At 70.8% G+C, this 19,153-nt stretch carries 18 protein-coding genes; 12 read left to right on the forward strand and 6 right to left on the reverse strand.

Features of this window, described 5'->3' with window-relative positions; all coding sequences use genetic code 11:
* The first annotated feature begins 69 nt into the window (after positions 1–69).
* Positions 70–1,419: a glutamate-cysteine ligase family protein gene (locus tag ACT1U9_RS29905; protein ID WP_444535736.1), complete on the forward strand. Its 1,350-nt coding sequence runs from the start codon at positions 70–72 to the stop codon at positions 1,417–1,419.
* A gap of 29 nt (positions 1,420–1,448) precedes the next feature.
* A complete protein-coding gene (locus ACT1U9_RS29910) occupies positions 1,449–2,231 on the forward strand; it encodes a vWA domain-containing protein (RefSeq protein ID WP_444535737.1) in 783 nt (260 codons plus the stop codon).
* Positions 2,232–2,253: 22 nt separating this feature from the next.
* Here the strand turns inward: ACT1U9_RS29910 and ACT1U9_RS29915 are convergent, their stop codons facing one another.
* The gene (locus ACT1U9_RS29915) at positions 2,254–2,961 is read right to left on the reverse strand and encodes an alpha/beta fold hydrolase (protein WP_444535738.1); all 708 of its coding nucleotides are present in this window, start codon (positions 2,959–2,961) and stop codon (positions 2,254–2,256) included.
* 227 nt (positions 2,962–3,188) lie between these two features.
* Here ACT1U9_RS29915 and ACT1U9_RS29920 point away from each other — a divergent pair, with 227 nt between their 5' ends.
* A complete protein-coding gene (locus tag ACT1U9_RS29920) occupies positions 3,189–5,288 on the forward strand; it encodes a phosphocholine-specific phospholipase C (RefSeq protein WP_444539289.1) in 2,100 nt (699 codons plus the stop codon).
* Between the two features lie 36 nt (positions 5,289–5,324).
* Here ACT1U9_RS29920 and ACT1U9_RS29925 read toward each other — a convergent pair whose 3' ends face one another.
* The 4 genes from ACT1U9_RS29925 to ACT1U9_RS29940 form a co-directional block, all read right to left on the reverse strand.
* Entirely contained in the window at positions 5,325–6,194 is an 870-nt protein-coding gene (locus tag ACT1U9_RS29925; protein WP_444535739.1) for a methyltransferase domain-containing protein, read from the reverse strand.
* Between the two features lie 16 nt (positions 6,195–6,210).
* Positions 6,211–6,342 carry a hypothetical protein gene (locus tag ACT1U9_RS29930; RefSeq protein ID WP_444535740.1) on the reverse strand — a complete coding sequence of 44 codons (132 nt, stop codon included), beginning with the start codon at positions 6,340–6,342 and terminating at the stop codon, positions 6,211–6,213.
* A 215-nt stretch (positions 6,343–6,557) separates the two neighbouring features.
* A complete protein-coding gene (locus ACT1U9_RS29935) occupies positions 6,558–6,746 on the reverse strand; it encodes a DUF6381 family protein (protein WP_444535741.1) in 189 nt (62 codons plus the stop codon).
* Positions 6,747–6,844: 98 nt separating this feature from the next.
* Entirely contained in the window at positions 6,845–7,825 is a 981-nt protein-coding gene (locus ACT1U9_RS29940; RefSeq protein WP_444535742.1) for a trypsin-like serine peptidase, read from the reverse strand.
* Positions 7,826–8,119: 294 nt separating this feature from the next.
* Here ACT1U9_RS29940 and ACT1U9_RS29945 point away from each other — a divergent pair, with 294 nt between their 5' ends.
* From ACT1U9_RS29945 to ACT1U9_RS29985, 9 genes are all read left to right on the forward strand, one after another.
* Positions 8,120–8,536 carry a hypothetical protein gene (locus tag ACT1U9_RS29945; protein WP_444535743.1) on the forward strand — a complete coding sequence of 139 codons (417 nt, stop codon included), beginning with the start codon at positions 8,120–8,122 and terminating at the stop codon, positions 8,534–8,536.
* A gap of 413 nt (positions 8,537–8,949) precedes the next feature.
* Entirely contained in the window at positions 8,950–10,173 is a 1,224-nt protein-coding gene (locus ACT1U9_RS29950) for an ATP-grasp domain-containing protein (protein ID WP_444535744.1), read from the forward strand.
* 17 nt (positions 10,174–10,190) lie between these two features.
* Positions 10,191–11,420: a lysine N(6)-hydroxylase/L-ornithine N(5)-oxygenase family protein gene (locus ACT1U9_RS29955; protein ID WP_444535745.1), complete on the forward strand. Its 1,230-nt coding sequence runs from the start codon at positions 10,191–10,193 to the stop codon at positions 11,418–11,420.
* Positions 11,417–11,791 carry a cupin domain-containing protein gene (locus tag ACT1U9_RS29960; RefSeq protein WP_444535746.1) on the forward strand — a complete coding sequence of 125 codons (375 nt, stop codon included), beginning with the start codon at positions 11,417–11,419 and terminating at the stop codon, positions 11,789–11,791. The genes ACT1U9_RS29955 and ACT1U9_RS29960 overlap by 4 nt, the downstream gene beginning before the upstream one ends.
* Positions 11,784–12,896, forward strand: a complete 1,113-nt coding sequence (locus tag ACT1U9_RS29965; RefSeq protein ID WP_444535747.1) for an FAD-dependent oxidoreductase — start codon at positions 11,784–11,786, stop codon at positions 12,894–12,896. Before ACT1U9_RS29960 ends, ACT1U9_RS29965 begins: the two co-directional genes overlap by 8 nt.
* Positions 12,893–14,527: a class I tRNA ligase family protein gene (locus tag ACT1U9_RS29970; protein WP_444535748.1), complete on the forward strand. Its 1,635-nt coding sequence runs from the start codon at positions 12,893–12,895 to the stop codon at positions 14,525–14,527. Before ACT1U9_RS29965 ends, ACT1U9_RS29970 begins: the two co-directional genes overlap by 4 nt.
* On the forward strand, positions 14,524–15,777 hold the full coding sequence (locus ACT1U9_RS29975; protein WP_444535749.1) for an ATP-grasp domain-containing protein: 1,254 nt from the start codon (positions 14,524–14,526) through the stop codon (positions 15,775–15,777). The genes ACT1U9_RS29970 and ACT1U9_RS29975 overlap by 4 nt, the downstream gene beginning before the upstream one ends.
* The gene (locus ACT1U9_RS29980) at positions 15,770–17,050 is read left to right on the forward strand and encodes an MFS transporter (RefSeq protein ID WP_444535750.1); all 1,281 of its coding nucleotides are present in this window, start codon (positions 15,770–15,772) and stop codon (positions 17,048–17,050) included. Before ACT1U9_RS29975 ends, ACT1U9_RS29980 begins: the two co-directional genes overlap by 8 nt.
* A 53-nt stretch (positions 17,051–17,103) precedes the next feature.
* Positions 17,104–18,162, forward strand: coding sequence for a threonine aldolase family protein (locus ACT1U9_RS29985; protein WP_444535751.1), 1,059 nt, complete (start codon positions 17,104–17,106; stop codon positions 18,160–18,162).
* Between the two features lie 50 nt (positions 18,163–18,212).
* On the opposite strand, the gene ACT1U9_RS29990 is transcribed toward ACT1U9_RS29985, so the two are convergent.
* Complete coding sequence (locus ACT1U9_RS29990; protein WP_444535752.1) at positions 18,213–19,127, reverse strand: MBL fold metallo-hydrolase; 915 nt, start codon at positions 19,125–19,127, stop codon at positions 18,213–18,215.
* Positions 19,128–19,153 lie beyond the last annotated feature (26 nt).

A 19,153-nucleotide genomic window follows, 5' to 3' on the forward strand; every position in this document is an offset into this window, starting at 1 on the left:
GGACTGCCCTGTTGCTGGCCGACGCCGGGTCATTCACGCTGTGAGCGGACGACGAGCGGGAGGGCTGCTGTGCGCACCGACCAGCTGAAGCGCGACGAGCTCCGATCACTGTTCGCCCGGCCGACGGACACCTCCGAAGGCGTCGGGCTGGAAGTGGAGAGCGGGCTCGTGGATCCGGATACCGGGCGAGCCGCCCCGTATCTGGGCAAGACCGGAGTGAAGGCCGTCCTGGAGGCCATGCTCGACGAATGGGACGGCGAACCCGAGCAGGACGCCGGTGAACTGACCGGCGTGGCACTGCCTGACGGCATACGGATAACACTGGAACACGGCGGCCAGATCGAGTACTCGTCGGTCCCGGCCGCCAATGTCACCGGCGCGGTGGCCGACATGCGGGCGGCCCTGGAGCGCCTGAGCGAGCTCGCCGGGCGGTTCGGCTGGGCACTGGTGCCCGGCTCGCGCTTCCCGTTCGACCGTGTCGACACCATTTCCTGGGTGCCCATGACCCGGGGGAGGGTGATGCGGCGGCACTTCAGCCGTATCGGCTCGGTCGGCAGCTACGCACCCGAGATCCTGACCCTGGCGATGAGCACGCAGGTGCATCTCGACTACCTCTCCGACGAGGACTTCACTCGCAAGCTGCGGATGCAGGCGGCCGCGTCGCCGGTGGTCGCCGCACTGATGGTCAACTCACCTTTCCATGGCGGCCAGTTGAACGGGCTGCTCTCGCAGCGTTCGCGGGACTGGCTGTGGGTGGATCCGCAGCGCTGCGGGCTGCTGCGGCCCGCGCTGTGCGGTGACGTGAGCGTCGACGACATCATCGACTGGGCGCTGGGCCTCCCGATGATCTACTACGTCGATGCGGAGGGGCGGTACCGTCCGGCCCCGCAGCGGACGTTCGCCACCATCATGGAGCAGGGCTTCGACGACGGACTCATGCCCACCTTCGACCACTGGGTCTCCCATCTGACCCAGGTGTGGACGCATGTACGGCCGCGCCGCACCCTGGAGCTGCGCTCGGCGGACGGCCCGTCGTACCGGAACATCCCGGCCGTCCCGGCGCTGTGGGTGGGACTCACCTACCACCCGCCGTCCCGGGAGGCGGCCTGGGAGCTCCTGAAGCAGTACAGCGTGGCGGAGCATGCCGCGGCGACGGCCAGGCTGCCCGTCGATGGGCTGCGCACCCTGCTCGGCAAGGACCGGATGGACGAACTCGCCCTGGAGCTGGTCAGGTTGGCCCGAGCGGGCCTGCGGGCGCGCGTGGACGCGGGCCTGGAAGCGCCCGAGGTACTGGACTTCCTCCATCCTCTGGACGAGGTGCTGCGTACGGGAAAGACTTTCGCCGAGCAGTGCACCGAGCGCTGGGACGGGGACCTGCGACGCGATCCGCGCCGCTATGTCGACGCGTTCCGTGTCTGAGGGGGCTGGGGGCGTTGGCGGAGTCCGGTGTGAGTGACGGCTGTGGCGTCGACATCGTGCTGTGCATCGATGTGACCGGCAGCATGGGCCCGGTGCTGGAGAAGGTGAAGAAGGGGGCGCTCTCCTTTCATCAGCGGCTGGAGTCGGTGATGGTCAAGCGGGATATGGCCATGGGGCGGCTCCGGCTGCGGGTGATCGCCTTCCGTGACTTCGGTTCGGACGGCGACCGCTCCATCGAGCGCACCCCGTTCCTCGAACTCCCGCAGCAGGTCAAGGAGTTCAAGGACTTCGTGAACGCTCTGAAGGCGACCGGTGGCGGCGACGCTCCCGAGTCGGGTCTGGAGGCGCTGGCCCTGGCCGTTCAGTCGCCGTGGTCAGGGGAGGAGCGCGGCGGCGCCGAGCGGCACATCATCGTGATGTTCACCGACGCCTCGGCCCACCCGCTGGGCAAGCACACCCCCGGCTGGCAGAAGGCCCCGATCGCGGCGCGCACACGGTCGTGGCTGGGGCGGCGCCGGGGCGAGGGCGACGCCGGGCCGGCCTCGGGGCTGGTGCCCGTGCCCGGTTACGACGGTGACGTGTACCCGCGCAGTCTGGACGAGCTGCACGGGCAGTGGGGCCGTCCCGGCCACGACGGTGCCGTCATGGACCAGTCCGCCAAGCGTCTGCTCGTGTTCGCCCCCGAAGCCGAGCCGTGGCGTGACATGGCCGAGACCTGGGACAAGACCTTGTTCGTCCCCTCCCGGGCAGGCACGGGCCTGGAGGCCATCGCGCTGGACGAGGTGATCAGCACGATCGCGCGGAGCCTGTGACCCGGGCTGTGGAGCCACGAGCTCATATCGCGGGAGCGGCCGCCGCCTCCAGAAGGATCGCGGTCAGCTCGCGCGGCTGGGAGAACATGGGCCAGTGACCCGTGTCCAGCGTGACCAGCCGCCAGTTGTCGCTGGTCAGCAACTGGGCCACGTCATCGGTCGGTTCGGCGCCGTCGAGCAGGCACTTCACATACGTCGCCGGAAGCTCGCCCAGCGGGCGGGTCAGCACCGCCGGTTCGGTCAGCGAGTCGCCGGGGTGCGGCGTCGCACCGTCCAGGATCCGGGCGATCTGCTTCTCGTCGAGACCGTGGCCCTCGAACTCGGCCGCGGGCAGCGGCGGCCAGAAGCCCCCGTTCTCGGCGATCGACGCCTCAAGGACCGCGCGCCACTCGGGCCAGCGGGACACGAACGACTCGCCGTCGGTCGGCACGTTGGAGTCGACGAACACCACCCGGGCCAGTCGGTCGCCGATCCGCTCGGCGGCCTGACCGACGGGGATGCCCGAGTAGCTGTGCCCGACCAGGACGACGTCGCGCAGATCGAGACGCTCGATCTCGTCGACGATGTCCCGCACATGCGTCCGCTGCCCGGCCGGCACGCCCTGCTTCTCGGCGAGACCCGACAGCGTCAGCGGATGCACGCCATGACCGGCCGCGCGCAGCCCCGGCACCACGTCGTCCCATGCGCCGGACCCGAGCCAAGCGCCTGCCACAAGTACGAATTCAGTCATGGAGGGAAGCGTAGTTGGGGGGTCTGACACTGCCCCGGATCCGGCGTCCGGGCAGGCCTTGGACTTCCGGCACGGACCTGTGGACGTTCACCAGCAATCCGGAACCCGGTCTTCTCCTGGACATCGCATGTCAGTAGCGTCACGGTCGTAGCACCTCACCACGTACGGCCCAGGAGGACCCCTTGACCACGGACATCGCAGACGGCACGGACGGCGCGGGCACCGGTATTTCGCGGCGGCGCCTGTTCGCCCTCGGCGGCGGCGCACTCGGGGCGGCCGCCGTCGGCGGCTCACTGCTCCCGCCGTCGCTCCAGGCCGCGATGGCCGCCGAACCGGCGTCCGGCGGGCTCCGGGCGGTCAAGCACGTCGTGATCCTGATGCAGGAGAACCGTTCGTTCGACCACTACTTCGGCACCCTGCGCGGAGTGCGCGGCTTCGGTGACCGCAACGCGCTCCAACTGCCCGGCGGCAAGCCCGTGTTCGAGCAGCCGGGACCGCTGGGCACCACCGTGCTGCCCTTCCCCGTACGCGGCGCCGCCGCCGCGCAGAAGAAGGACCTGCAGTACATAGGCGCCCTCGACCACTCCTGGAGCGGCGGCGCCAAGGCGTGGAACGGCGGCTGGATGGACAACTGGGTCTCCGCCAAGACCTCGGCCACCATGGCGTACTACGACCGCCAGGACATCCCGCTGCACTACGAGCTCGCGGACACCTTCACCGTCTGCGACGCCTACCACTCCTCCATCCACTCCTCGACCAGCCCCAACCGCAACCACCTCTGGAGCGGTAAGACGGGGTTCGAGGCCAACGGCAAGCGGGCCGTCGGCAACGACGCCTACGACGAGGGCACGCACGCCGGATACGGCTGGGGCACGTACGCCGAGCGGCTGGAGACGGCCGGGCACAGCTGGAAGACGTACACGGAATGGGAGAACTTCACCGACAACCAGATCGAGTTCTTCACCACCTTCAAAGCCATCGCCCGCAAGGCCCTCGCCAAGACCGGCGGACACACGTACATGGAGTCCTTCTACTCCGTTGTACGCGGCACCACTGACAACGCCGAACGCACGCGCCTGCTCGGCCTCCTGGAGCAGGGCGTCGCCACGCTGACCAAGGCCGAGCGCAGCCTGTTCGAGCGCGGACTGCGACGGCTGCCGACCGGCACGCTCGCCGAGTCCTTCGCGAAGGACGTGGCGGCCGGCACCCTTCCCGAGGTCTCCTACCTGGTGCCCTCCGCGCTCGACTCCGAGCACCCCAGCGTCTCGTCGCCGGTGCACAGTGCAACGATCGTCTACAAGGTCCTCGACGCGCTCGGCCGCAACCCGGACGTCTGGCGGCACACCGTCGTCCTGCTCAACTACGACGAGAACGACGGCTTCTTCGACCACGTCCCGCCGCCGGTGGCCCCGCCCGAGGTCACCGAGGAGCAGTGGGACGGCAAGCCGACGGGCCTCGGCGCGCGCGTGCCGATGCTCGTGATCTCGCCGTGGAGCGTCGGCGGTTACGTCTGCTCCGAGGTCTTCGACCACACCTCGGTGATCCGCTTCCTGGAGAGGTGGACGGGGGTGCGCGAGCTCAACATCAGCCAGTGGCGGCGCACCGTCACCGGCGATCTGACCTCGGCGTTCGACTTCTCCCGCACCCGGCACCGCCCCGAGGTGACGCACCCGGGCCCGATCCCGCCGATGAGCGACCGCTGGCGCCCGCTGCCCCCGGCCGTGCAGCACATGCCCGTCCAGGAGGAGGGCACGCGTCCCGCACGTCCGCTGCCGTACCAGCCCGACGCCTACGCGCGCGTGGCGGACGGCAGCCTGAAGGTGGAGCTGGCCAACACCGGCCGCGCTAGCGCCCACTTCGCGCTGTACCCATACGCCAAGGAGTTCACCGCACCCCAGCACAAGGACGTCCGTGGCAAGGGCGAGTGGAGCGTGCCGACGGCCCAACTCGCCGATGCCGCATACCACTTCACCGTCACCGGCCCCAACGGCTTCCGGCGGGAGTTCCAGGGCACCGCGACGGCGAGGGGTCCGGAGGTGACCTCGCATGTGGACCCCGACCACCGCGACCTCCACCTCACCCTGCGCAACACCGGCACCACCACGGTGGCCTTCTCGGTCCGCCCCCTCGGCTACGCCGACGAGTCCGACCTGCGCGACTGGACCCGTACGATCACCGTCAAGCAGGGCCGCACGCGGACGATCGCGCACTCGGCCGCGGACGCGCACGGCTGGTACGACCTGGAGATCACCGCCGACCGCTCGGGCGGCTTCCGCCGACGTCTGATGGGCCACATCGAGAACGGCCGGACCAGCGTCTCGGGTTGAGCCCGACCCTCGCTCTGAAGGGCAAAGGCGCCCTCGTCACTCGCGCGGCGCCCAGATCCGCTGGGTGCCGTCGCGGACGGTGACGCGGTACTCGGTCCAGGTGGGCCAGCCCAGTTCGGCGTACGGGCGAGGGGGGCGTTGGGCGCGGGTCTTCATGAACGAGACGCCTGTGACGAGGTTCCCCTCGGCGCCACCCTTCCCGTCGGTGACGAGCCGTAACAGGGCCTCGTGGCCGAACGGGGTGTCCAGCGGCGTGAGGATGGTTCCGCCCGCCGTCGTCTGGTCGAGCCACGCCTGGGGGACGCGGCGGACCGCGACGGTGGACAGGACGCGGTCGTACGGGGCGCGCGCGGCCCAGCCCTGCTCGCCGTCGCCCGTGACGACCAGCGGGCGCACGCCCATGTCATGGAGCTTGCGGTCGGCGTGGTCGGCGAGTTCGGGGCTGATCTCCACGGTGACCACCTGGTCGGCGCGGACCCGGTGGGACAGCAGCGCCGCGCTGTAGCCGGTGCCGGTGCCTATCTCCAGGACCCTGTCCGGTTCCTGCGGGTCGAGGTGGTGGAGCATGTCGACCACGACGGCCGCGCACGAGATGGAGCTGGTGAAGTCGGCGCGGTCGGTGGGCCCGTCCTCGGGGCGTACGGCTCCGTCGGCGATCTGAGTGATGAGGGGTGTGCGGGGGTCGTAGACGGCTTTCAGCCATGGGTCGGGGGCGGCGGTACGGTCGAGGACGGGAAAGAGTCCGGTGTCGTCCTGGACCGGCCACCAGACCACATCGGGGACGAAGTGTTCCCGTGGGACGGTCAGAAACGCCTCGTACAGCCAGGGGCGGTCCTGGAAGTGACCGACTTTCCGGGCCGCTATCTTCGCCGCGCACCGGGCGCGCAGTGTGGCCGCGTCCATCATCGCCGCCGGAGTGGCCCTAGTCCTCGTCGTCGGGTGCGTCGTCGCCGGTGTCGTCGTGGCTGTGGTCGTCGGGGACGGGGTTGCCCGGGTCTCCGGGGCTGGAGTAGTCGCCGCCCACTTCGCCGTTGCCGTCCCGCCTGTGCCCCATCTCGGTTCCCCCTCAAGGGTGTTGGCCGGGACTCAGTGTGCGTGAGGGCGGGAGCTGATCGCCAGAGGGCGGCCGACGTCCACGCGCGCGTGAGGCGCGCTCGGACGGCTCGCCGGCCATGGCCTCCGGCGCGCCGGTGCCCTCGCGCGCGTGACGTGCGCGAGGGCACGAAGCCGACCCAGCCGGACACCCCCGGCTCGGTCGAGTACAGCCTGTTACATGGGGTCGATGTTCTCGGGCCCCGTGCCGCTCTCCCGCTGGCTCTGCTGCTCGATGCGGCGGGCCTTCTCCTGGAGGCGCTTGCGCTGCTCCGGGTCGGTGGCACGTTCCGCCGCGTCGTTGAGCTGCTGCGCCTTGTCGCGCATCTGCTGAGCTCGTTCGCGGGATTCTCCGGCAACGCTCATGATCACTCCTCGGATCTGGGGGAGAGCGGGCAGAGCCAGCGAATCAGCCGGGGAGTACGGCCGCATCTTGAACCCTCACTCGCCGTGACGGCCGCTGCTCACGCGGCCGGGCCCGCCGGCGGCTCACCGCTGATCGCGTCGCGGTACAGGTCGAGGGTCGCGTCGCCGAAGTAGGCGCTGTAGGAGATCTGAGGGGTGTTGCCGCCGGTGTGGTAGCCGCCGATGACCCCGATGACGCCCCAGCCGTCGAAGGTCGGCACCAGCATCGGCCCGCCGCTGGTCCCGCCCACGAACGCGTCGCAGGCGATACGCGGGAAGGTGCCCGGGTCGGCCGGGTCGTCACTGGCCCATTTGGTGGTCCAGCTCCAGCATTCGAGCGGCTTCTGCGCCCCTCCCGGATACCCGATCATGCGTACGGGGGCGTGGAAGTAGCCGGTGTCCGTCAGCAGCTTCACTCCGCCGACCGCGTCCTGGAGGAGTGTCCCGTCCTGGTTGGGCTCGGTGACGGCGAACCCGAAGTCGTACTCCGCGCCCGCGTGCTCGCCCAGGTCGTAGTACTCCTGCGAGACATAGACGCCGTTGGTCTTGATCGGGAAGATGCCGAACGGCTTGAGCCCGTCGTGGTACTGCGGCACGAAGGCCAGATGGCGCTTGGGGGAGGTGCCGGAGTAGCCCGCCAGGCAGTGCCCGGCGCTGAGCACCAGGTCGTGATCCGGGCTGCGCACCACCGAGCCGCTGCACGTGCGTCCCGTATTGGTGGCGTCGGTCCAGAAGAACGTGCCCGCCTGGGGCATGCCGTCGAAGCTGTGGCTGGGCGGGATGTACTCGCCGGGCCGGGGCCCGTCCACCTTGGGGGTGGCGGCCCGGGTGGACGGCCCGGCCACGGCGCCCTTGCCAGCGTCGCCGGGCAGTGCGGCCGCCATACGGGCCGCGGTCCAGTACGCGTCGAGCTGCACCGCGACCGGGTCCGGCCCGGTCGTGACGCCGTCGGCGGAGGCGGCCGGGGCGAGCCCGGCGGAGAGCAGGAGAGCCGCCGCGGCCACGGCGGCGTGCCGGATGAATCTGGTCCTACGCACCATCAGTTCCCCTCTGGGCGGACGCAAATGACGGTTCACCATAGGGCGCGAGGGAGGCGGGAAGCAGCGCCAGGAGTGGCCAGAGTGCTGCGTCGCGGTAACCGGGTGACGTCACGGGGCCCGTCCGGTCCGGAGTGCCGGTCGAGTCGTGAGGGGTCGGTGGCTGTTGCAAGACAGTGACAATTGCGCCTACAACGCATTCGTGTGATGGATCGTCTTTTCAGGTGAGAAGGGCGCCAAGGGTAAATATCGTGCCATGGCGGCCAATTGAGAACTGTGCTTTGGAAAGGGACATCCATGACCGTCACCAAGCGCCACTCCCTCCGTATCGCCGCCGTCGGTGTCATCAGCGCCGCCTCCGTCGCCCTGGCGGGCACCGCCGCGATGGCCGCCGCCCCGGCCGCCCCCACCGCGTCCGTCGCGCAGAAGGCGCCGGCAGTCAAGGCCACCATCAGCGCGAAGCCGTCGGTGACCTCGGTCAAGGCGTGGCAGCTGTTCCGGGTCACCGGTGCGACGACCGGCCTCAAGGCGGGCACCAAGGTGGCCCTGCAGCAGAAGCAGGGTGCCAAGTGGGTCACCCTGCCCGCCTCCGTGCCCGTCGCGCACAACGGTTCCTACTCGCTGGGCGTCAAGCTCGGCCTGAAGGGCAAGAACAACCTGCGCATCGTCAGCGGCAGCACCGCCTCGCCCGTCTTCAACGTCACCGTGCGCTGACCGACCTGACTGGGCAGACCCATCCACTGTGCTCCGACGCCGACAGAACAGGCGCCGGAGCACAGTCATGTTCAGGCCGTTCAGCCGGAGAGCGGAGTCACCCGCGCATGCCGTACGACCCGCCCCGCACCCCCACTCACCGTATGAAATCGCCCAAAAACAGACCGCACGCGGGAAGTTGTGCGGTTCACATCGCATGGTGCGGACATTCTTCCCGCCAGCCATTGACCGAGATCAAGCGTCCCGGATAGAAAGATCAAGGCGAGTCACACCAGCGGCTCCGATGCCCGTCCTGCCGGGGAAACACCCGGCTCTCCGGGCCTGTTCAGCCCACAAGGCCGGCCCGACTCACCTCTGACCCGAGAGATTTCGCCTTGCCACGCATAGATTCACTCCGTCCCGCGCGCGTCGTCGTGGTCGAACCCGCTTCCTCCGGAGGTGCGACCCTCATCGGCGTCGCCGCCGAGATGGGCCTGCGGGTGGTCGTCGCCTCCGCCGACTCCGGTGACCGTCGGCTCTCCGACGCCGTGCGTGGCGCGGCGGAGTCGGTCCTCACGGTGGAGACCAACGACCAGTCGGTGCTGGAAGCCGCCGTGCTCGCACTGCACCAGCAGGAGCCGTTCGAGGCGGTTCTGCCGGGCTCCGACATCTATGTCTCGGCCACCGCGCGCGTCGCCGCGGCTCTCGGCCTGCCGGGTCTGCCGGTGGAGAGCGTCGACCGCGTCCGGGACAAGAGCGTCATGCGTGCCGCCGTGGCCGAAGCCGGGCTGCGTACGCCCCGGTTCGCCCAGGCCACCACCGACGACGAACTCCGTACGGCCGCCGAGCATGTCGGCTTCCCCTGTGTGATGAAGCCGGTGGCCTGCTCCGGCAGCATCCACGTCAGCCGGGCCGACGGCACGGAGCAGCTCGCCGCCGCCTTCCACCGCCTGGTCACCGACCCCGTCCCGGACATGGGCCAGCTGCACGAGCACCGGGTGCTCGTCGAGGAGTACGTCCAGGGGCCCGAGTTCAGCGCCGACGGCTACGTCCTGGACAGCGGCGAGGTGAAGGTCGTCGCGCTCACCCGCACTCTGCTCGGCCCCGAGCCCGACTTCATGGAGATGGGCCACCTCACCCCGGCCCTGGTCGACGACGAGACGCTCGCGGCCGTCGAGGTGTACGTGGGTGATGTCGTCCGCGCCGTCGGCGTCACCGGTGGCCCGTTCCACTGCGAGCTGCGGATCGCCGCCGACGGGCCGGTCCTCATCGAGATCGGTGCCCGGCTGCCCGGCGACCGGATCGTGGAACTGCTGCGCCTGGTCACCGGCGTGAGCCTGCCCAAGGTGGCCATCGCCGCAGGTCTCGGCATCGGCTTCGAGGAGGCCGGAGTCTTCACCGAGCCCGAGGCCAAGAGCGCCGGCATCCGGTTCTTCGCCGCCGAGGGCCGCTCCTCGTACCGCGAACTGACCGGCTGGCAGGAGATGGCGGCGCTGCCCGAAGTCGCCGAGACCTCGGTGTACTTCGCGCCCGGCGAGACCATCCCCGGCGTCGAGGACTGCCGCTCGCGGCTTGGCCACGCCCTGTTCACGGCGGACTCGCCGCAGGGCGCGCTGGAGCGCTGGCAGGCACTGGGCGACCTCGTCGTCCCCAACTGACCCTCGGGGACCGGACCATGAACGCACACATACTTGACTACGCCGCCGTCGGCGTCGGGCCCGCCAACATGAGCCTGGCCGCCCTCGCGCACCCCGTCGACGGCCTGCGGGGCGCCCATCTGGAGCGCCGGGAGACCTTCTCCTGGCACCCCGGTCTGCTGCTGCCCGAGGCCACCCTCCAGGTCTCGCTGCTCAAGGACCTGGTGACCCTCGTCGATCCCACCAGCCCGTTCTCCTTCCTGTCGTTCCTGGCGACCGAGGGACGGCTCTACCGGTTCCTCGCGGCGGACTTCCCGGCCGTGCTGCGCGCGGAGTTCAACCAGTACCTCCAGTGGGTCGCCGACCGGCTGCCCAGCCTGACGTTCGGCGCGGACGTGCAGAGCGTGGACTTCCACGATGGCGCCTTCCAAGTCCGCACGGGTGACAGCGAGGTGACGGCTCGTCATCTCGTACTCGGTACGGGTCTGACGCCCTCCATCCCCGAGACGTTCCGGCCGTTCCTGGGGCCCTCGGTGTTCCACTCCGGGGAGTTCCTGCTGCGGGCGCCCGATGTGAGCGGCAAGCGGGTCGTCGTGGTCGGCGGTGGGCAGAGCGGGGCGGAGATCGTGCGCCACCTCGCCACCGACGCCGCCCCGGAGAGCATCACCTGGGCCAGCCGGCGCACCTCGTTCCAGCCGATGGACGACTCGCCGTTCGCCAACGACCTCTACTCCCCGGAGTATGTCCGCCACTTCCACGCGCTGCCCGCCGAGCGCAAGGCCCGCCTCCTGGAGCGGCAGAAGTACACCAGCGACGGCATCGACCTCCAAGTCCTCCAGGACATCTACCGGTTGAGCTACCGCGACGAGTACCTGGAGAACAACCCCGGCCGACTGCGGTTCCTGCCGGACTGCGCGGTCACCGCCCTGGAGGGCGGCCCGGACGAGTTCAAGCTCCACACGGAGTCCTCCGGCCTCGACGCACCCGCCATGCTCGCCGCCGACATCGTCATCCTGTGCACCGGATACGCCTATGAGCTCCCCGACTTCATGGAGAGGCTCGCACCCCGGCTGCGGCGCACCGACGGGCTGCTCTCCGTCCGCGACGACTTCTCCCTCGACTGGGACGGGCCGGACGGGAACCGCATCTACATCCAGAACGGCGCCCGGCACGCCTGGGGCGTCGCCGACCCCAACCTGAGTCTGCTGGCGTGGCGCAGCGCGGTCATCCTCAACAGCATGCTCGGTGAGACGAGGTACCAGGTATGACGGCCCGTCAGCAGCAGGCTGCGTCCGGGGTGCCCATGGCCGCCGTGCCCTTCCTGCCCACCGACATCGAGCCGGACGGGGTCACCGTCGCCGAGGCGGACTTCGCCCGCTCGTGCTTCCCGTCCGTGCCGTTCAAGATGGCCCGCTTCACGGTGCCGCCCGGCGGCACCAGCTCGCCGGACCAGCACGATGTGCAGGAGATCTGGGTGATGCACGCCGGATCCGGCACGCTGGTGGTGGACGGCGAGCGGTCGGTCGTCGGCCCCGGCTCGGTGGTCGGCTGGCCCTCGCAGGTGCAGCACGAGGTCTTCGCCGACCAGGGCGAGGAACTGGTCATCTTCTCCTTCTGGTGGTCGGCCCCCGATGCCTGACACCACGAGCGGTGCCGGTGTGGCTTCCCACTACGACCTGGCCGTCGTCGGCGCGGGCGTGGTGGGCGCCCTCACCGCGTACTACGCCGTACGCCAGGATCCCGCCAGGCGCGTCCTCGTGATCACCCACGCGGCGCGCGGGACGGGCGCCACCCGCCTGTCCGCCGGGTTCGACACACCCACCGGACACAACCCCGCCCAACGCGAGCTGGCCGCCCGCAGCACCGCACTGTTCGACAAGCTCGCCACCGAGCTGACGGACCTGCCGGACGCCGGGCGCCAACCAGTCGATGTCTACTGGCTGTTGGGCCGCGACAACATCGCGGCGCTCGACGCGACGATGGCCGACGGCGGCACGACCTCCTCCGTGGAGCCGCAGCAGCGGCGCATGCTGGAGGAGGCGTTCCCCGGGCTCGCCCACGGCGGCGACGAGGTGCTGCTCGCCTCCGCCCCCATGACGGCCGGGCAGCCCCAACTCCTCGCGGACCACCTGCTTGACGAGGTGCTGAGCACCCCCGGAAACACCCTCCTCGAAGGATTCCGGGTCGCCTCCATCGGTCGTACAGGTGGACACATCGAGCTGGTCGCCACCGACGGCAGCCGGGTCACGACCGACAAGGCCGTCGTCGCGCCCGGTCCCTGGGCCCTTGACGGCCCGGTGGCGGACGCCGCTCGTGAGCGGGGCGCCCGGGTGAAGAAGGTGGTGGCGTTCCACATCATGGCGACGCCCCCGCCGCACGCCCCCGCGCTGATCTTCGAGGACGCCGACGCCTTCCTGCTGCCCCACCACCCCGGCGGCCACTGGATCTTCAGCATCACCTCGCCCGACTGGGACCGGGGCCCCGACGAACCGCTCGCCATCGACGCCCGCGACCGGGACCTCGCCGTCACCCTGCTGGAGCGGCACGTACCGGGATTCGTCCCGCACCTGCTCGGCGGGCGCGTCCTCGGCGACTGCTTCACCCCCGGCCGCCTTCCCGTCGTCGACACCGTCGGCGACGACGACGTGGTGATGGCGATCGGCGGCTCGGGCTCCGGCTACCGACTCGCCCCGGCCATGGCCGAGGACGCACTGGACCTGCTCTACAGGAGAACGCGGATATGAGCCTGCTGCTGACGGGGGACGCGCACGTCCCCCAGCACTACCTCCTGGTGCCGCCGGAGGCCACCCCCAACGGCCCGCTGCACCTGGGCCACATCGGCGGCCCCTTCCTGTGGTCGGACATGATCGCGCGGCATCTGCGCGTCCGCGGCGACCTGCCGCTCGTGATCACCGGCAGCGATGTGTACGAGTCGTACGTGACGCTCAGGGCGCACGCCGAGGACTCGACGCCCACCGAGGTCGCCGCCCGCTACGGCCGCCGCATCCAGGACGACCTGGCCGCCCTGCGCATCGGTGTCGACGCCTTCATCAGCCCCGACCAGGAGCCGTGGCGCGACCTGTTCGAGCAGGAGGTCGCCACCTCCATCGCGCGGCTGAAGGACCGGGGCGCGGTGCTGACCCGCACCGAGCGCGTGCCGTACTGCGAGGCGTCGGACCGCTGGGTCGTGGGCGGCTGGCTCCAGGGGCGCTGCCCCGAGTGCGGTGCGGGTGTGGCCAGTTACTTCTGCGAGGAGTGCAGCGCGCACTTCCTGCCCGAGTCGGTCGTCGAGCCGCGCCCGCTGCTCGATGAGGGCCCGCTGACCTGGCGGGAGATCTCCAGCCTGTTCCTGCGGGTGCCCGAGCGCGATGTCCTCGACGCCACTCTCGCCGAGCTGGACATCGCCGACCGCTACCGGGAGACCGTGGCGCGGTTCCTGGAGCGCGACGGCCTGACCGTACGGCTCAGCGCCCCGCAGAAGTGGGGCGTGCCGCTGCCCGCCCCCGAGGCGGACGTCCCGCACGCCCTCTTCCCGTACGCCGGGATCTTCATGTTCGCGCGGCTCGCCGGAGCCGTCCACGGACAGCTCTCCGGCACCGGGGTGAACGCCTTCGACCCCGAATCCGGGGTCACCACCATCACCACGCTGGGCATCGACAACGTGATCCCCACGCTGGTCTCGATCGTCGGCACCAGCCTGCTGCACGGCGACATGAAGCCGTACGACCGGTGCCTGATCAACCACTTCTACCAACTGGCCGGCCGCAAGTTCTCCACCAGCGCCCGGCACGCCATCTGGGCCGCCGATGTCGCCGCGTCGCCGGCCATCGCGGTGGACGCCGTACGGTACTTCCTCGCCGGGGCCGACCTGGAGTCCGCACCGGCGAGCTTCGAGACGGCGGACTTCCTGACCACGGCCAACGCGACGCTCGCCGACGACCTCGGCAAGCGGATCGCCGCCGCCTGGGGCAGGCTCCCCGACGGCCCGCCGCACGCACCCGCCACGGCCACGGTCGAACTCCTCGAATCGCTGCTCGCCGAGCAGTCCGCCGCCCTGGACGCCACCCGGGTCTCCACCCGCCGCGCGGTCACGGCCCTGGACCGCTGGTGCGCCGACGACGCGGTGGCGCACGCGGCCGAGGACGGCGCGTACTGGTGGCTCAAGGGCCTGTCCCTGCTCGCGTTCCCGGCGATGCCGGACCTCGCCGAGCAGATCTGGCAGGCGCTCGGCGGCACCGGCGAGCCGCGCGCGGCCGCCTTCCTCGCCCCGACCCCGGCCGACCGGACCCTGCCCGCCCCCGGCTTCACCCGGGTGAGCGCCGCCGACCTCGACGCCTGCCTGCCCGACACCCTGCGACCGGGAGCGGACGCGTGAGCGACCAGACCCTTCCCCTGTACGGCAACGAGCCGCTTCCGCTGTACGTCGTCCTCAACCGCTCCGGCGACGAGTTCGGCGAGTACCACCGCTTCCTCGACGGCACCCCCTGCCGGATGGTGTACCTCACCACCCCTGGCGGGCTGCCCGCGCTCGACAAGGAGAGCGCCCTGGAGATCCGGGTGCTCGACAGCCTCGCCTACGACGACGTGCTGCCCGTGCTGCGCGAGATCGCGGTCTGGCACGGCATCCCGGACGCCGTCTTCGGCCAGTCCGAGTACGACATCTTCACGGCCGCCCGCCTCTCTGCGGAGCTCGGCGTCGCGGGTGGCTACGGCCTCGATCTCGTACGCCGGTTCAAGGACAAGCCCGCCATGAAGAGCGTGGTCGGCGAGGCCGGGATACGCGTGCCCCGCTTCCGCCACCTCGACGACGCGCCGAGCGCCGAGACGGTGGCCGAGGAGCTGGGCGGTCTGCCGCTGGTCCTCAAGCCGCGCGCCGCGGCGGGCTCCGAAGGCGTCACCGTCGTCGGCACGATGGAGGCGCTGCGCGAAGCACTGCACGGCGTCGACCCCGTGGCGTACGAATGCGAGGAGTACGTGGAAGGAGAGATCTTCCACGTCGACGGCGTCTACCGCGAAGGCGCCCTCCACTTCGTCAGCGCCTCCCAATACGTCAACACCTGCCTCGACTACGCCCACGGCCTGCCGCTGGGATCGGTCCTCCTCGACGAGGGGCCGGAGCGCGACGGGCTCACCGCTTTCGCCGACGGCTGTCTGCGGGCCCTCGGTCTCAGCGACGGCGCCTTCCACCTGGAGGCGATCCGCCGCGCCAACGGCGAGCTGGTGTTCCTGGAGGTCGGAATGCGGCCCGGCGGCGCCCAGGTGCCGTTCCTGCACGTCGACCTCTACGGCATCGACCTGTTCGCCGAGGCGTTCCGCGCGGCCATCGGCCTGCCCCCGCTGTGGCGGGCCAACGGCACGGCACCGGCCGGGGGAGGGTGGCTGATCTACCCCGCCCCGCGCGAGCTGCCCAGCACGGTCACCCACCGCACCTCGCCCCGCGCGAGCGTCCCGGAGGTCTACCACGAGGAGCTGCCCGCGATCGGGCAGCACATGACCGGCCCGGGCAGTTACGACGACGGCAGCGGCATCTTCCGTCTGCGGGGCGACAGCGCCGCCGACGTGCGCCGGGCCGTGCTCGCGGTGATGAACGTGTACGGGCTGCGCACCGAGCCGTCGCATGGCTGACGCACACCGCATCGGCCCCGTGCTGCGCGGCTGGCTCCAGGAGACCCTTCCGGCCGCCGGCAACGCGCGCAGGCTCGGGGTGCTCACCCTGATCCAGTCGCTCGGGCTCGGGGTGTTCCTCACCTCCAGCGCGGTGTTCTTCACGCAGACCATCGGCATCTCCGCCCAGCGCGTGGGCCTGGCCCTGTCGGTGGCCGGGCTGTGCGGGCTGCTCTGCACCGTGCCGATCGGCCGCCTCGCCGACCGGCTCGGCGCGGGCCGGGTACTGACCGCCAACTTCCTGCTCGCCGCCGTCGGCTTCACCGCGTACTGCGCGGTCGACAACTTCGCCGGGTTCCTGGCGGTCGCCTGTGGCATCGCCGTACTCGAAACCTCGGCGGGCGCCCTCCAGGCCTCGCTCACCGACGCGCTGGTCGGCGAGGAGGAGCGCGTGAGGGTCAGCGCGCAGATGCGCAGCCTCTTCAATCTGGGATTCCTCGGCGGCGCGGTGCTGGCCGGAGCGGCCATCGCGGCCGACACCTCGACCGTGCTGTACGCCACCGTCCTGACCAACGCGGCGCTCCAACTCGTCTCCGTGGCCGTCCTGTTGACGATGCGCGGCACTCCCAGGGCCGCCGAGGAAGCTCCGCAGAGCGAGGAAGCGGCCGGCGTGCTGCGCAGCTCCGCGCTACGGGACGTGCGCTATGTCGCGATCGCGTTGGTGTGCGGGGCACTGGAGCTGTACCAACCGCTGCTCACCGTCGGCCTCCCGCTGTGGATCGTCACCCGCACCGACGCGCCCGCGCTGATGGTCTCGGGCCTGCTGATCCTCGACACCGTCCTGGTGCTGCTCTTCCAGGTCATGGTCAGCAAGGGCGCTCGGACCCCCGCCGGAGCAGCACGTATGCTGCGTTGGGCGGGCTGGTCGCTGGGGGCGTCCTGCCTGGTCTTCGCGCTGAGCGCGGGGCACGGCGGTCTCCTGGACAGTGCGGCCCTGCTGGGCGGCGCGCTGGTCCTGGTCCTGGGCGAGCTGTGTCAGGCGTCCGCGGGCTGGGGGCTCGCCTTCGGGCTCGCCCCGGCGGACCGGCAGGGGGAGTACCAGGCGGTGTTCTCCCTGGGGCGCGGACTCCAGCAGTTCGCCGGGCCGTGGCTGATGACCTCGCTGATCGTCGGCGCCGCGGCGACCGGGTGGGTGGTTCTGGCAGTGCTGTTCGCGCTGCTCGGCCTGGCCGGGCCGCCGCTGGTGCGCGGCCTGGAGAAGGCCCGCGCCCGGATGGAGCCCGTGGCGCTGTGAACCGGGCTCCGGCCCGCAATCGACACACCGTACGACCGAAACGAGTGAGCACGATGACCGTAGAGCGACGACACGACCCGGATGCCCGCGGCTTCGCCAGTGACAACTACGCGGGTGTGCACCCCGAGGTGCTGGCGGCGATCGCCCAGGCCAACGGCGGCCACCAGGTCAGCTACGGCGGGGACGTCTACACCGAGCGCCTCCAGGAAGTCATGCGCGACCACTTCGGCCCCACCGCGCAGACGTTCCCGGTCTTCAACGGCACCGGCGCCAACGTGGTCGCGCTGTCGGCCATGCTCGACCGCTGGGAGGCCGTGGTGTGCGCCGAGACGGCCCACATCCACGTCGACGAGTGCGGCGCGCCGGAGAAGATGGCCGGCATCAAGCTCCTCACGGTGCCCGCCTGGGACGGCAAGCTGACGCCTGAGCTGATCGACCGTCAGGCCTGGGGCTTCGACGACGAGCACCGGGCCAAGCCCAAGGTCGTCTCCATCGCCCAGTCCACCGAGGTCGGCACCTGCTACACCCCGGACGAGATCCGTGCGATCTGCGACCACGCCCACAGCCTCGGCATGCTCGTCTACCTGGACGGCGCCCGCCTTGCCAACGCCGCCGCCACCCTCGGTGTGTCCCTGCGCGAGATGACCACCGACGCCGGTGTCGACGTCCTCTCCTACGGCGGCACCAAGAACGGCCTGCTCTTCGGCGAGGCCGTCATCGTCCTCAACGAGGACGCGGTACGCGGCATGGCCCACATACGCAAGGCGAGCATGCAGCTCGGCTCGAAGATGCGTTTCATGTCGGTGCAGTTCGAGGCCCTGCTCGGCAGTGACCTCTGGCTGCGCTCGGCCGCGCGCTCCAACGAGATGACCCAGCGCCTGTACGAGGCGGTCCGCGATCTGCCGGGCCTGGAGATCCCCCGCCCGGTGCAGGCCAACCAGATCTTCGCGATCCTGCCGCCCGCGGTCACCGAGCGCCTGCAGAAGCGCTTCCGCTTCTACACCTGGAACGAGCAGATCGGCGAGGTCCGCTGGATGACCTCGTACGACACCACCGAGGCCGACGTCGACGCCTTCGCGGCGGCGATCGCCGAGGAGCTGGCGGCGGGCTGAGTCGCACGCTGCTTGTGGCGGCGGCCGACGTCCCGGCCGCCGCCTGAAGCTCACTGCCTCAGAGTGACACCGGCCGGTCCGAGGGCGAACCGGCTGCCGTCCCGCCGCACTTCGACGGCACCCGCCCCGCCGAAGTGCGCGGGAACCACCAACTCCCGCTCGTCGGCGGCCCGTTCGAGGATCCGGCGGCGGCTGGCCACCGCCTGGTCCGCGTCCATGCAGAAGCAGCTGTTGCAGGACGGTTCGAGGATCTGCACCGGGCTGTGCAGCAGATCGCCCACGAACACCGCCCGATCGCTCCCGGACGCCAACCGCAGCACGGACGAGCCGGGGGTGTGGCCGGGCGCGGACTCCAGGGTGAGGTGCTGGTCGATGCGGTACTCGCGGTCCCACAGCACGACCTGCCCGGCGCGGTGGACGGGCGCGATGCTGTCCTCGTACATCAGCCGGTCGTCCACCCTGAGGCCGCCCGCGTACGCGTTGTCCGGGCCGAAGTGGAAGTCGTCGGCGGCCGGGACGAGGTACTGGGCGTTGGGGAACGTCGGCGCCCAGTCGTCCCCGGCCCAGTGGGTGTTCCAGCCGATGTGATCGCCGTGCACATGGGTGTTGACCACGACGTCGACGTCCTGCGGGCGCACACCCGCCCGTGCGAGCCCGCCGAGGAAGTCGCCCTGCCAGTGGTGGAACCGGGGCGAGCCGGGACGCTCGCGGCCGTTGCCCACACCGGTGTCGACCACGATGGTCCGTCCGGCGCTGCGCAGCACCCAGGTCTGCAGGGTGACCGTGGCCCGGTCGGTCTCGGTCTCCCAGTGATCCGGCGCCAGCCAGTCCTCGTTGGCCTTCCACACCTCGGCGTCGGACCCCGGGATGAAGTCCCGGGCGGGCGTGAACGCCCCCTGCCACTCGACGACCCGGATGACTTCGACGTCCCCCACCATGGTGCTCTGCACGTTCTCTTGGTTCATATAAATGAACTTAGAAGGGGTCGACT

The sequence above is a fragment of the Streptomyces sp. BR1 genome, assembly GCF_052373795.1.
Lineage (GTDB): Bacteria > Actinomycetota > Actinomycetes > Streptomycetales > Streptomycetaceae > Streptomyces.

What these genes read in the sequence shown, in the direction of transcription:
- ACT1U9_RS29985 (WP_444535751.1), top strand. Translation starts at nt 17,104, where the DNA reads ATGACCGTAGAGCGACGACACGACCCGGATGCCCGCGGCTTCGCCAGT.
- ACT1U9_RS29925 (WP_444535739.1), bottom strand. Translation starts at nt 6,194, where the DNA reads ATGATGGACGCGGCCACACTGCGCGCCCGGTGCGCGGCGAAGATAGCG.
- ACT1U9_RS29970 (WP_444535748.1), top strand. Translation starts at nt 12,893, where the DNA reads ATGAGCCTGCTGCTGACGGGGGACGCGCACGTCCCCCAGCACTACCTC.
- ACT1U9_RS29940 (WP_444535742.1), bottom strand. Translation starts at nt 7,825, where the DNA reads ATGGTGCGTAGGACCAGATTCATCCGGCACGCCGCCGTGGCCGCGGCG.
- ACT1U9_RS29955 (WP_444535745.1), top strand. Translation starts at nt 10,191, where the DNA reads ATGAACGCACACATACTTGACTACGCCGCCGTCGGCGTCGGGCCCGCC.
- ACT1U9_RS29935 (WP_444535741.1), bottom strand. Translation starts at nt 6,746, where the DNA reads ATGAGCGTTGCCGGAGAATCCCGCGAACGAGCTCAGCAGATGCGCGAC.
- ACT1U9_RS29980 (WP_444535750.1), top strand. Translation starts at nt 15,770, where the DNA reads ATGGCTGACGCACACCGCATCGGCCCCGTGCTGCGCGGCTGGCTCCAG.
- ACT1U9_RS29965 (WP_444535747.1), top strand. Translation starts at nt 11,784, where the DNA reads ATGCCTGACACCACGAGCGGTGCCGGTGTGGCTTCCCACTACGACCTG.
- ACT1U9_RS29990 (WP_444535752.1), bottom strand. Translation starts at nt 19,127, where the DNA reads ATGAACCAAGAGAACGTGCAGAGCACCATGGTGGGGGACGTCGAAGTC.
- ACT1U9_RS29945 (WP_444535743.1), top strand. Translation starts at nt 8,120, where the DNA reads ATGACCGTCACCAAGCGCCACTCCCTCCGTATCGCCGCCGTCGGTGTC.
- ACT1U9_RS29960 (WP_444535746.1), top strand. Translation starts at nt 11,417, where the DNA reads ATGACGGCCCGTCAGCAGCAGGCTGCGTCCGGGGTGCCCATGGCCGCC.
- ACT1U9_RS29930 (WP_444535740.1), bottom strand. Translation starts at nt 6,342, where the DNA reads ATGGGGCACAGGCGGGACGGCAACGGCGAAGTGGGCGGCGACTACTCC.
- ACT1U9_RS29915 (WP_444535738.1), bottom strand. Translation starts at nt 2,961, where the DNA reads ATGACTGAATTCGTACTTGTGGCAGGCGCTTGGCTCGGGTCCGGCGCA.